Annotated in this window: 9 protein-coding genes; 7 read left to right on the top strand and 2 right to left on the bottom strand. The window is 45.8% G+C overall.

The window, feature by feature from the left end:
* The first annotated feature begins 72 nt into the window (after window positions 1-72).
* The 7 genes from lpxC (at window position 73) to F0265_RS17200 (ending at window position 11,422) form a co-directional block, all read left to right on the top strand.
* Entirely contained in the window at window positions 73-990 is a 918-nt protein-coding gene (lpxC, locus tag F0265_RS17230) for a UDP-3-O-acyl-N-acetylglucosamine deacetylase (protein ID WP_095664462.1), read from the top strand.
* Window positions 991-1,401: 411 nt separating this feature from the next.
* Window positions 1,402-4,131, top strand: coding sequence for a preprotein translocase subunit SecA (secA, locus tag F0265_RS17225; protein ID WP_045987040.1), 2,730 nt, complete (start codon window positions 1,402-1,404; stop codon window positions 4,129-4,131).
* Window positions 4,132-4,194: 63 nt separating this feature from the next.
* Window positions 4,195-4,593: an 8-oxo-dGTP diphosphatase MutT gene (gene mutT, locus F0265_RS17220; protein WP_095560779.1), complete on the top strand. Its 399-nt coding sequence runs from the start codon at window positions 4,195-4,197 to the stop codon at window positions 4,591-4,593.
* 129 nt (window positions 4,594-4,722) lie between these two features.
* On the top strand, window positions 4,723-5,532 hold the full coding sequence (gene dapB / locus F0265_RS17215; RefSeq protein WP_006957988.1) for a 4-hydroxy-tetrahydrodipicolinate reductase: 810 nt from the start codon (window positions 4,723-4,725) through the stop codon (window positions 5,530-5,532).
* A 535-nt stretch (window positions 5,533-6,067) separates the two neighbouring features.
* Window positions 6,068-7,207: a glutamine-hydrolyzing carbamoyl-phosphate synthase small subunit gene (gene carA / locus F0265_RS17210; RefSeq protein WP_065741244.1), complete on the top strand. Its 1,140-nt coding sequence runs from the start codon at window positions 6,068-6,070 to the stop codon at window positions 7,205-7,207.
* A gap of 16 nt (window positions 7,208-7,223) precedes the next feature.
* Window positions 7,224-10,454: a carbamoyl-phosphate synthase large subunit gene (gene carB / locus F0265_RS17205; protein WP_065741245.1), complete on the top strand. Its 3,231-nt coding sequence runs from the start codon at window positions 7,224-7,226 to the stop codon at window positions 10,452-10,454.
* A 188-nt stretch (window positions 10,455-10,642) separates the two neighbouring features.
* The gene (locus F0265_RS17200; RefSeq protein ID WP_171749823.1) at window positions 10,643-11,422 is read left to right on the top strand and encodes a TSUP family transporter; all 780 of its coding nucleotides are present in this window, start codon (window positions 10,643-10,645) and stop codon (window positions 11,420-11,422) included.
* Here F0265_RS17200 and F0265_RS17195 read toward each other — a convergent pair.
* The gene (locus F0265_RS17195; protein ID WP_171749822.1) at window positions 11,373-12,218 is read right to left on the bottom strand and encodes a LysR family transcriptional regulator; all 846 of its coding nucleotides are present in this window, start codon (window positions 12,216-12,218) and stop codon (window positions 11,373-11,375) included. The genes F0265_RS17200 and F0265_RS17195 overlap by 50 nt on opposite strands.
* A 134-nt stretch (window positions 12,219-12,352) precedes the next feature.
* Window positions 12,353-12,730 carry an autonomous glycyl radical cofactor GrcA gene (gene grcA / locus F0265_RS17190; RefSeq protein ID WP_171749821.1) on the bottom strand — a complete coding sequence of 126 codons (378 nt, stop codon included), beginning with the start codon at window positions 12,728-12,730 and terminating at the stop codon, window positions 12,353-12,355.
* Between the last annotated feature and the right edge of the window lie 263 nt (window positions 12,731-12,993).

The following is a 12,993-nucleotide window of genomic DNA, read 5'->3' as shown; positions in this document are numbered from 1 at the left end:
AATTATGGTACGATTCGCGGTCAATATTGCTTATTGACCGTGTTTTGTAGCAATTAGTACTGAGGCAAGCAGATGATCAGACAACGTACTCTGAAAGAAATGGTGAAAACAACTGGTGTGGGTCTCCACTCTGGTCGTAAAGTGACACTTACTCTTCGCCCAGCGGCTGCAAACACAGGTATTATTTACCGCCGTACGGATGTAAATCCACCTGTCGACTTTCCAGCAGATCCTGAATCCGTTCGTGACACTATGCTTTGTACCGCATTGGTTAACGATGAAGGTGTGCGTATTTCAACGGTTGAACACTTAAATGCCGCACTTGCTGGTATGGGCGTGGACAACATTATTGTTGAAGTAGACGCCCCTGAGATTCCAATCATGGATGGTAGTGCTAGCCCTTTTGTTTTCCTTCTTCAGCAAGCAGGAATTGAAGAGCAAAACGCGCCGAAGCGATTTATTCGTATTAAAAAGCCTGTACGCTTTGAAGACGATGATAAGTGGGCTGAGTTTGTTCCATTCAACGGCTTCCGCATGGACTTTGAAATCGAATTCAATCACCCAGCGATTGACGCTGACGAGCAGCATTTATTGTTTGACTTCTCTTCACAAGGCTTTGTGAAGGAAATCTCTCGAGCTCGCACCTTTGGCTTTATGCGTGATATCGAATACCTACAATCTCAGAATTTGGTGTTAGGCGGTAGTTTTGATAACGCTATCGTATTAGATGAATACCGTATTCTTAATGAAGAAGGTCTGCGATTCGAAAACGAATTTGTAACTCATAAAGTATTGGATGCTATTGGTGACCTTTACATGTGTGGCCACCCAATCATTGGTGAGTTCCGTGCGTTTAAATCTGGCCATGGTTTAAACAACCAACTGTTGCGTTCTGTTCTAGCAGATCAAGAAGCGTGGGAGTGGGTAACGTTTGAAGAAGAAGCGGTTTCACCAGTCGCTTTCGCAGAACCAAGTATGGTTGTAGCGTAAAAAGCAAAAAATTTAAAAAGCCAGGCGAAAGCCTGGTTTTTTTGTTTTCGCCGTTTGCCGCGTGGCAAAGATCTGCCCAGAACGGCTGAAAAGATCTCGCCGATCACAATGAGTTTTTAGGTCCAATCGACAAATATATCCGGTTTGACGGGCATATTTTTATTCTCAGCGGATAAACATCCATCATATAACGAACAAAAATAAAGAATGCTTCAAACAAATCACCTTGTTATTGGTCGTTAGAGGCAAAATTCCTTAAACTAACCGCCACTTAAGCCTTGAAATCTATAGTTCTCATCGCAATATCTGAGTAAAGTGATTTATCTCAGTATTCTTAGTTCAAAACTGTTAGAGACTGAAGGCATAGAATGTAGATCGGGCCCGATCTAAGTAAAGAGAGATGCATAGCAAATGATAACTAAGCTACTGACAAAGGTAATTGGCAGTCGCAACGACCGCACGTTACGTCGCCTTAGAAAAATTGTAAAAGAAATTAATAATTATGAGCCAACCTTCGAAGCGCTTTCTGATGAAGAATTGAAAGCCAAAACGGTTGAGTTCCGCCAGCGTCTTGAACAGGGTGAGACCCTAGATAAACTATTACCAGAAGCGTTTGCGACAGTACGTGAAGCATCAAAGCGTGTCTATGGTATGCGCCACTTCGATGTTCAGCTTATTGGTGGTATGGTGCTTAATGCTGGTCAGATTGCTGAAATGCGTACTGGTGAAGGTAAAACTCTGACAGCGACATTGCCAGCTTATCTCAATGCTCTTGCAGGAAAGGGTGTTCACGTTGTTACCGTGAACGACTACCTAGCAAAGCGTGACGCAGAGACAAACCGTCCTCTTTTCGAATTCCTTGGCATGACAGTTGGCGTAAACGTGCCAAATATGCCACCACCAGAAAAGAAACAAGCTTACCTAGCAGATATTCTATACGGAACCAACAATGAGTTTGGTTTTGATTACCTGCGCGATAACATGGCCTTCCGTGCTGAGGATCGTGTACAGCGTGCTCGCTTCTTTGCGGTAGTGGATGAAGTTGACTCGATTCTTATCGATGAAGCACGTACACCTTTGATTATCTCAGGCCCAGCAGAAGACAGTTCTGAACTATACACGCGTATCAATACCCTTATTCCACATCTTCAGAAACAAGATCAGGAAGACTCAGAAGAGTATCGTGGTGATGGTCACTACACGGTTGATGAAAAGTCGAAGCAGGTCCACCTGACAGAGACTGGTCAAGAATTCGTTGAAGAGCTGATGATCAAGAATGGTCTAATGGAAGAAGGGGATACGCTATATTCTCCGGCAAACATTAGCCTGTTACATCACGTAAATGCAGCTCTACGTGCGCATGTTCTGTTTGAAAAGAACGTTGACTACATCGTCAATGAAGATGGCGAAGTGGTGATCGTTGACGAACATACTGGCCGTACTATGCCTGGTCGTCGTTGGTCAGAAGGTCTTCACCAAGCGGTTGAAGCTAAAGAAGGCGTGAAGATCCAGAACGAAAACCAAACGCTCGCATCTATTACATTCCAGAACTTCTTCCGTTTATACGAAAAATTATCAGGTATGACGGGTACTGCGGATACGGAAGCGTTTGAATTCCAGTCTATTTATGGTCTTGAAACGGTAGTTATCCCAACCAACAAACCAATGATTCGTAACGATATGCCAGATGTGGTTTATCGTACTGAAGCGGATAAATTCAATGCGATCATTGAAGATATCAAAGAGCGTGTCGCAAAAGGCCAACCTTCTCTAGTGGGTACGGTTTCGATCGAAAAGTCTGAATTGCTGTCCAACGCACTGAAAAAAGCGAAGATCAAACACAACGTCTTGAACGCTAAATTCCACGAGCGTGAAGCGGAAATTGTTGCAGAAGCGGGTACGCCGGGCGCGGTGACAATCGCTACGAACATGGCAGGTCGTGGTACTGATATTGTGTTAGGCGGAAGCTGGCAGGCGAAAGTGGATTCAATGCAGAATCCAACGCAAGAGCAGATCGAAGCCATCAAAGCAGATTGGAAAGAAGTACACGATAAAGTTCTTGAGGCCGGTGGCCTGCACATCATCGGTACTGAACGTCACGAATCTCGCCGTATTGATAACCAGCTACGAGGCCGTTCAGGTCGTCAGGGTGATGCAGGTTCTTCGCGTTTCTATCTATCAATGGAAGACTCACTATTACGAATCTTTACGTCTGATCGCATGGCCAGCCTTATCCAGAGTGGTATGGAAGAAGGAGAAGCGATTGAATCTAAGATGCTATCTCGCTCCATCGAAAAAGCACAACGTAAGGTGGAAGGCCGTAACTTCGATATCCGTAAACAACTGCTTGAATACGATGATGTAGCGAACGATCAACGTAAAGTGGTTTACGAGCTTCGTGATGAACTGATGAGTGTTGAAGACATCAGTGAAATGATTGAGCAAAACCGTGCTGATGTAATCAGCGCTGTGATTGATGAGTACATTCCACCACAATCTCTGGAAGATATGTGGGATGTAGAAGGGCTTCAAGAGCGTCTGAAAAACGACTTCGATCTGGATGCGCCAGTTAAACAGTGGCTCGAAGAAGACGACAAGCTGTATGAAGAAGCACTGCGCGAGAAAATCCTTGAAACCTCAATCGCTGTCTACAAAGAGAAAGAAGCGGTGGTGGGTGAGCAGGTTCTGCGTAACTTTGAAAAATCCGTCATGCTACAAACGCTGGATACGCTTTGGAAAGAGCACTTGGCAGCAATGGATCATTTGCGTCAAGGCATCCACCTACGTGGCTACGCGCAGAAGAACCCGAAACAAGAGTACAAGCGTGAGTCGTTTGAGCTGTTTGAAGGTCTTCTAGATGCGCTTAAGTCAGATGTCATTACTATTCTGTCGAAAGTACGAGTTCAACAGCAAGAAGAAGTTGAGCGTATGGAAGCACAGCGCCGTGCCCAAGCGGAAGAAGCGGCTCGTCGTGCTCAAGCTCAACATGCATCAGCTGAGAATCAGCTTTCTGACGAAGAGAGTAATGACGGAGCACATCAGCCTATGGTTCGTGAAGAACGCAAAGTTGGTCGAAATGAGCCATGCCCTTGCGGTAGCGGTAAGAAGTACAAACAATGCCACGGTCAAATTAACAGCTAATTTGAAATCGTCAATGAAAAGTAAAGAGTCGCTTAGGCGGCTCTTTTTTTAAGGAAAATTACTATGAAACGTATTCATATTGTTGCTGCCATCATTTTTAATTCCGACCAGTCGGAAGTGTTCATTACCAAAAGGCCAGACGACAAGCATAAAGGAGGCTTCTGGGAGTTTCCTGGTGGCAAAGTAGAATCGGGTGAAACCATAGAGCAAGCGATTGTTCGTGAGCTGGATGAAGAAGTCGGAATTCAGGTGACAGAGCAGAGTTTGTTTGAGCACCTTGAGTACGACTACCCAGAAAAATCACTCAAGTTTGATTTCATCAGCGTGACCAGATTTGACAACACTCCTTATGGTAAAGAAGGGCAACAAGGGGTCTGGGTTCCAGTACCTGAGCTTGCTGACTATGCATTCCCAGAAGCTAACATGCCTATTTTACGTCGCGTGATGAACGAGTTTGCATAGAGATAGCTAAGGGTTGATCGTTTTGAGAAAAATTTAGTCATGAAAGATCATCCGACCCTAGCCAGCAGTGCTTAATGTTGGTAGTTTTAATCCACTAAGCACAAGTAATGATAATAATGGAGAGATGCAATGGTACGTATTGCAATTGCAGGAGCTGCGGGCCGTATGGGCCGAAACTTAGTTAAAGCCACTTATTTGAACCAGCAGGCTCAGGTAGGTGCAGGCTCCGAGAGACCAGAGTCATCTTTAGTCGGTGTGGATATTGGTGAACTGTGTGGTGAAGGGAAGTTTGACATCGTACTGACTGATGATCTAGCAAAAGACATCGAGAACTTTGATGTGATCGTAGACTTTACTGCACCCTCAAGCACGCTTGCCAACCTAGAGCTCTGCAAGCAGCACGCAAAGGGCATTATTATTGGTACGACAGGCTTTACCGAGCAAGAGCGTGAACAAATTGATGCGTTTGCTCAGCACGTACCTGTGGTTATGGCACCAAACTACTCTGTGGGGGTAAACCTAGTCTTTAAGCTCCTCGAAAAAGCCGCCAAGGTGATGGGGGATTACTGCGATATTGAAATTGTTGAAGCACACCATCGTCATAAAGTAGATGCCCCATCAGGCACTGCAATTGGTATGGGAGAAGCAATTGCTGATGCTATGGGCAATAAGCTAAGTGATGTGGCGGTCTACGCACGTGAAGGTATCACAGGTGAGCGTACTAAAGATGAAATTGGCTTCGCGACCATCCGCGCCGGTGACATCATTGGTGAACATACTGCAATGTTTGCTGATATTGGCGAACGTGTGGAAGTGACCCATAAAGCCACAGATCGTATGACTTTTGCTAATGGTGCAATTAAGGCAGCGGTTTGGCTCAATGAGAAGCCAGCGGGCTTTTACACTATGACAGATGTATTGGGTCTAAACGAGCTTTAGTTTGAAGGGATTTGCCCGGCTTCTTAGTATTAAAGTGAAGCTAGAAACTAAAAATAAATAATTATGCGCTGGGCTTGCCCGGCGCTTTTTGTATCTGGCTCAAATTGGCAATCCAATAAACTAGTTGAAGTACGATATCTGCATCTAAGTTTATTGCTTGTTTTGGTTGTTTCTGTGTGGATTTTTGTTTAGTTGCTTAAAAGTTGTGGTAACTGTGTGTTGTTCAACGTTTGCGCGAAAATGATAATAAAAACTGTGATCTCAGATATGTTGAAAATACTCCATTTCATAAATTGTTCACCTTATCTCCTTGTTAGTGGAACTAAACTGTATATTTTAGCCATCTAAAAACATTTTTGGTTTTAACTGCTCTAAATGTTAAATTTATTTTCGCGTCTCTGTTGACACTTCTTTATCACCTCATTAGAATACCGCCAATTTGTCTAAATAACCTGAAAGCGCTTTTTTATTGCGTGAAGGAAGGCAAGTTTGCAGTTTAATTTATTATTTTTGCATTTTTATTCTGGAGGTTGTCTTGAGTAAATCAGCACTGTTAGTCCTAGAAGATGGGACAGTGTTCCGCGGAGTTTCCATTGGAGCAGATGGGTCGTCCGTTGGTGAAGTTGTTTTTAATACCTCGATGACGGGGTACCAAGAAATCCTCACTGATCCTTCCTATTCCCAGCAAATCGTCACACTTACTTATCCTCACATAGGCAATACCGGAACCAATTCCGAAGACGAAGAATCCTCTTCCATTCATGCACAAGGCCTTGTGATTCGCGATCTCCCTCTCATCGCTTCTAACTTCCGTAACGAACAATCCCTTTCCGATTACCTTAAATCGCAAAACATCGTTGGCATCGCTGATATTGATACGCGCAAGCTAACTCGCATTCTGCGTGAAAAAGGTGCACAGAACGGTTGTATCGTTGCGGGTAACAACTTAGACGAGGCTCTAGCGCTAGCTAAAGCGAAAGAATTCCCTGGCCTAAAAGGTATGGACCTTGCGAAAGAAGTTACAACAAAAGAAGCGTATCAATGGAAACAAGGTTCGTGGACGCTCGAAGGTGGACTTCCTGAGGCGCAAGACGACAGCGAATTGCCATATCACGTTGTTGCCTATGACTTCGGTGCAAAACGAAACATCCTGCGTATGCTTGTTGACCGAGGTTGCCGCTTAACAGTGGTTCCTGCTGAAACCAGTGCAGAAGAAGTTTTGGCACTTAACCCAGACGGTGTGTTCTTATCAAACGGCCCTGGTGACCCTGAACCATGTACTTACGCTATCGAAGCGACCAAAGTGTTCTTGGAAAAAGGTTTGCCAATCTTTGGTATCTGTTTAGGTCACCAAATCCTTGCGCTAGCGTCTGGCGCGCAAACCGTTAAGATGAAATTTGGCCACCACGGTGCGAACCACCCAGTTAAGGACCTAGAGCGTAACGTTGTGATGATTACTTCTCAGAACCACGGTTTTGCTGCAGATGAAGCAACGCTGCCTGAGAACCTGCGCGCAACGCACGTATCACTATTTGATGGCTCTCTACAAGGTATTCACCGTACAGACAAGCCAGCATTCAGCTTCCAAGGTCACCCAGAAGCGAGCCCTGGTCCGCATGACGCAGCGCCGCTATTTGACCACTTTATCGAACTAATCAAACAACACAGCGCTTAATTCGGAGTAGTAGAGAATGCCAAAACGTACTGATTTAAAAAGTATTCTAATTCTAGGTGCAGGCCCGATTGTTATCGGTCAGGCATGTGAGTTTGACTACTCTGGCGCTCAAGCGTGTAAAGCACTGCGTGAAGAAGGTTATCGAGTCATTCTGGTTAACTCGAACCCTGCGACGATCATGACGGACCCAGAAATGGCGGATGCCACTTACATCGAGCCAATTCAATGGGAAGTTGTGCGTAAGATCATTGAGAAAGAGCGTCCAGATGCTGTCCTGCCTACTATGGGTGGTCAGACGGCACTTAACTGTGCTTTGGATCTTGAGAAGCACGGTGTCCTCGAAGAGTTTGGCGTAGAGATGATCGGTGCAACGGCCGATGCTATCGATAAAGCCGAAGATCGTTCTCGCTTCGATAAAGCAATGAAGTCGATTGGCCTAGAGTGTCCGCGTGCGGATACGGCTAAGACGATGGAAGAAGCTTACAAAGTGCTCGATATGGTTGGCTTCCCATGTATCATTCGCCCATCTTTCACTATGGGTGGTACTGGTGGCGGTATCGCGTATAACAAAGAAGAGTTCGAAGAGATCTGTCGTCGCGGTCTGGACCTGTCGCCAACTAATGAACTTCTCATCGATGAATCACTCATCGGTTGGAAAGAGTATGAGATGGAAGTGGTTCGCGACAAAGCGGACAACTGTATCATCGTATGTGCTATCGAAAACTTCGACCCAATGGGCATCCACACGGGTGACTCGATCACAGTCGCACCGGCACAGACTCTGACCGACAAAGAGTACCAGCTGATGCGTAACGCATCGCTAGCGGTACTGCGTGAAATCGGTGTTGAGACGGGTGGTTCAAACGTACAGTTTGGTATTAACCCGAAAGATGGCCGTATGGTTATCATCGAGATGAACCCACGTGTATCTCGCTCTTCTGCGCTTGCTTCTAAAGCAACAGGTTTCCCAATCGCTAAGATTGCAGCGAAACTGGCCGTTGGTTTCACTCTGGATGAGCTACAAAACGACATCACGGGGGGCGCGACTCCGGCATCATTCGAACCAACTATCGACTACGTAGTAACTAAGATTCCTCGCTTTAACTTCGAGAAATTTGCAGGTGCTAACGACCGTCTGACAACTCAGATGAAGTCAGTTGGTGAGGTTATGGCTATCGGTCGTAACCAACAAGAATCGCTACAAAAAGCACTGCGCGGCCTTGAAGTAGGCGTAAATGGTTTTGACGAAATGGTTGATTTGGATGCGCCTGACGCACTCACAACAATTCGTCACGAATTAAAAGAAGCGGGTGCAGAGCGTATCTGGTACATCGCAGACGCATTCCGTGCTGGTATGTCTGTCGATGGCGTATTCAACCTGACTGCAATTGACCGCTGGTTCCTAGTTCAAATTGAAGAGTTGGTTAACCTAGAAAACCAAGTTAAAGCCGGTGGTTTCGCTGGTCTAACTCAAGATGTATTGCGCAAGATGAAACGCAAAGGTTTCTCTGACGCTCGTCTATCTTCAATTCTTGGTGTGTCTGAAAGTGAGATCCGTCGTCTACGTGACCAGTACGACATTCACCCAGTGTACAAGCGTGTAGATACCTGTGCGGCTGAGTTCTCTTCTGATACGGCTTACATGTACTCATCTTATGATGAAGAGTGTGAAGCGCAGCCAACTGACAAAGACAAGATCATGGTTCTTGGTGGTGGTCCAAACCGTATCGGCCAGGGTATTGAATTTGACTACTGTTGTGTACACGCGTCACTAGCACTGCGTGAAGATGGTTATGAAACTATCATGGTGAACTGTAACCCTGAGACAGTTTCTACTGACTATGACACATCAGACCGTCTGTACTTCGAACCAGTTACACTTGAAGATGTGCTTTCAATCGTACGTGTTGAGAAGCCAAAAGGCGTTATCGTTCAGTACGGTGGTCAAACCCCACTTAAGCTGGCTCGTGCTCTAGAAGCAGCAGGTGTACCAATCATAGGTACCAGCCCTGATGCCATCGACCGCGCTGAAGACCGTGAGCGTTTCCAAGCTGCCGTTGACCGCCTAGGTCTTCTACAGCCAGAAAACGCGACCGTAACGACAATCGAGCAAGCGGTTGAGAAATCGAAAGAAATTGGCTTCCCGCTGGTTGTACGTCCTTCATACGTACTCGGTGGTCGTGCAATGGAAATCGTATACGACGAGCAAGACCTACGTCGTTACTTTAACGAAGCGGTGAGCGTGTCGAACGAGTCACCAGTGCTTCTGGACCGTTTCCTAGACGACGCAACTGAAGTTGATATCGATGCTATCTGTGACGGTGAGCGCGTAGTTATCGGCGGTATCATGGAGCACATCGAGCAAGCGGGTGTTCACTCTGGTGACTCGGCATGTTCATTACCTGCTTACACACTAAGTCAGGAAATCCAAGATAAGATGCGTGAGCAAGTTGAGAAGCTAGCTTTCGAACTTGGTGTACGCGGCCTGATGAATACTCAGTTCGCTGTCAAAGATAACGAAGTTTACCTAATTGAAGTAAACCCGCGTGCTGCTCGTACCGTACCATTCGTATCTAAAGCAACGGGTGCTCCACTAGCGAAAATCGCTGCACGTGTGATGGCGGGTCAATCATTAGAGTCTCAGGGCTTTACTAAAGAAATTATCCCACCTTACTACTCAGTGAAAGAAGTGGTACTTCCGTTCAACAAGTTCCCTGGTGTTGACCCACTGTTAGGTCCAGAAATGCGCTCTACTGGTGAGGTAATGGGTGTAGGTGCAACGTTCGCAGAAGCTTACGCGAAAGCGGAACTCGGTTGTGGCGCAGTTTACCCAGAAGGTGGTCGCGCACTACTGTCTGTTCGTGAAGGCGACAAACAGCGTGTAGTAGACCTGGCGTCTAAGCTAACGAAGCTTGGTTACCAACTGGATGCAACGCACGGTACTGCAGTCATTCTAGGTGAAGCGGGTATTAACCCACGTCTAGTGAACAAGGTGCACGAAGGTCGCCCTCATATTCTTGACCGTATCAAGAACAACGAGTACACCTACATCGTCAACACGGCAGCAGGTCGCCAAGCGATTGAGGATTCAAAAGTACTACGTCGTGGTGCGCTGGCTGAGAAAGTGAACTACACAACGACACTGAATGCAGCATTTGCTGTATGTATGGCTCACACTGCTGACGCTAAAACGTCAGTGACTTCAGTTCAAGAGCTACACGCTAAAGTGGCACAGAACGAAGCGTAATAAAAACCAGTAGGCTCGCAACAGAGCCTATATGACAACCTCATTGCCCGCTCTTCTGAGCGGGCTTTTTTATGCTGTGTATTAGAATGATGAAAAAATGGAATAGGTCAATATCGATGCTTTCCTTATCCGACTGGAAAGGTCAGTGTTATGGTTATGGCCACTGTTTCGCTGTTTAGACAAACGTCATGGAAATCTCTCTCGAAATACTGACCATACTTTTCTTTGTTGCTACTGCTGCAGGCTTTATCGATGCCATGGCTGGTGGCGGTGGGTTATTAACGCTGCCTGCGTTACTGGCGGCGGGTGTTCCCCCGACTCAAGCTTTAGCCACAAACAAGTTGCAAAGCTCGTTTGGGAGTTTTTCTGCTAGCTGGTATTTCGTGCGCAACGGCATTGTCAGTATTAAAGAGATGCGCTTAGCTATCTTGTGTACTTTCATCGGTTCGGCGATTGGCGCAGAAGCAGTACAGTATATTGACGCGAGTACCCTGACCAGTCTTATTCCCATTCTTCTTGTGGCAATCTCGCTTTACTTCTTACTGATGCCGAAAACGAAACAACACTCGGGGCAAGCCAAGCTGTCAGAAGTGATGTTTGCTTTGTCCGTAGGCGGTGGGGTTGGGTTTTATGATGGCTTCTTTGGCCCAGGGACAGGCTCTATTTTTACTGTGTGTTTTGTTGCCATTGGGCATTTTTCACTGGTCGATGCGACCGCTCGTACTAAGGTGCTGAACTTTACCTCTAACATCGCTGCGTTACTGTTTTTTGTTCTGGCAGGGTTGCCGATTTGGGAGTTAGGGTTGGTGATGGCGGTCGGTGGGTTCTTTGGGGCTCGTATGGGAGCGAAAGTGGTCGTGACCAAAGGCCAAAAATGGATCCGTCCTTTGGTGATCGTAATGTCGATGGCGATGGCATTTAAACTGCTTTGGGAACAGCATCAACAATGGTTGCTATCAGCTTTTTAACCCGAGGTGACTGATAGACACTTTGTCTAACACAAATATGGATAGGTCGGATTAGGTGCTGTAACTGGCTGAAATGAAAGCAGTGTTTGTCAGGGATATTGAGCGCTTTAATGATTGAGTGAGGGATCAACGCTGGTGCTGTCCCACCTAATGCTAACTGAGCAGCAGCGGTGTAAGCATCCATTTCCATGATTGGCTTGATACCGAGCTTTTCCAGTGTGATGAGTTGGTAGCTGTTGGCCGGATTGGTCAAATCGTTGGTGATGATCTTGTCGGGTAATTGCTTCAACGGTGTGTCGTTGACGATAGCGAAAGGCTCATCGAATAAATGAAAGGCCATCAAACCATGGTGGGCTGGCAGTAAACCCGCACAGAGGCCCAGCGTCGCTTTGCCAGACTGAACATGTTCTACAATGCGAGGTGTGTGGTTGGTCGTGATGGTAATGTATTGGTCGCTTTTAATGTAGTCGCCGATGGTCTTGCCCAAGTACCCTGCAATCAAAGACTTTGAGCTATCGAGTTTGATGAGGGAGGTATCTTCCAACTCTTGTTGTTCATAGATAAGACCTCGAAGCTCATTAAAAGAAGGGCCGATATTGTTAATAAGAGCCTGTCCATCGGGCGTTAGTTTGATTGAACGGCCAGAAGGTTCGATCAATTTCTTGCCGAGTTTTTTTTCCAGATTGGCGATTCGTTTACTGACTGCTGATTGACTGATATACAGCAAGCTGCCAGTTCGGCTCATGGTTTTCGCTTTACTAAGAACCAATAAAGTTTCGATGCCTTCAAGTAACATAGCTACTGATGAAAACTAGGAATGGGTCAATCAATGTAACGGAAAAAACTTCCTTCTGCACTGCTTCTTTTTACCGCCACAAAAAACGGCGCCACTAAGGCGCCGTCGTCATGTTCAATGTACCATTCAGTGAATTATAGAGATTCAGTAAATGTACGCGCAATGACGTCTCGCTGCTGCTCGGTAGTCAGAGAATTGAAACGTACTGCGTAACCAGATACACGAATGGTTAGCTGAGGGTATTTCTCAGGGTTTGCAACCGCATCTTCTAGAGTTTCACGCTTTAACACGTTTACGTTTAGGTGTTGACCACCTTCGATGCGAGGTGCTGCCTCGATAGCAACTTCGCGGCTTTCGTATTCGCCAAGTTCGTTGATTGCTACAACTTGGTCAGTTTCAAAACCTGAGTTGGCAGCCACACAGCGTGCCTCGTTTTTCTCACTATCAAGTAACCAAATAGAGTTCAGTAGTGCATCGTTTGCCGCTTTAGTAATTTGAATGCCTTGAATCATCACAGTCTCCTATCCACATTAGTGGTTTTATTGGTGTTAATTTCCGAATCTCGTCGAGCTGAGTATTATATAACCCGAATTGAGTTGTGGGGTTTTGATGTAAGTCAATTAACTACATATAATATTGATTTATAAGAAGTTGGAATCTTGATGTAAGTCAATGATGGGTTATATGGCAATACCATGTGTCTACTTCTCAAGATGTGGATTGAATTTAATGATGCTCATTTTGTTGTAAAATAACTACATTTCGAGCATTGCTA

The organism is Vibrio sp. RE88, from assembly GCF_013113835.1.
GTDB lineage: Bacteria > Pseudomonadota > Gammaproteobacteria > Enterobacterales > Vibrionaceae > Vibrio.
Note: the sequence above shows the minus strand (reverse complement) of the source record. Positions and strands in the feature narration are given on the sequence as shown.

Coding starts and splice junctions, on each gene's coding strand:
- mutT (WP_095560779.1), top strand. CDS start 4,195: ATGAAACGTATTCATATTGTTGCTGCCATCATTTTTAATTCCGACCAG.
- dapB (WP_006957988.1), top strand. CDS start 4,723: ATGGTACGTATTGCAATTGCAGGAGCTGCGGGCCGTATGGGCCGAAAC.
- secA (WP_045987040.1), top strand. CDS start 1,402: ATGATAACTAAGCTACTGACAAAGGTAATTGGCAGTCGCAACGACCGC.
- lpxC (WP_095664462.1), top strand. CDS start 73: ATGATCAGACAACGTACTCTGAAAGAAATGGTGAAAACAACTGGTGTG.
- F0265_RS17195 (WP_171749822.1), bottom strand. CDS start 12,218: ATGTTACTTGAAGGCATCGAAACTTTATTGGTTCTTAGTAAAGCGAAA.
- carB (WP_065741245.1), top strand. CDS start 7,224: ATGCCAAAACGTACTGATTTAAAAAGTATTCTAATTCTAGGTGCAGGC.
- grcA (WP_171749821.1), bottom strand. CDS start 12,730: ATGATTCAAGGCATTCAAATTACTAAAGCGGCAAACGATGCACTACTG.
- F0265_RS17200 (WP_171749823.1), top strand. CDS start 10,643: ATGGAAATCTCTCTCGAAATACTGACCATACTTTTCTTTGTTGCTACT.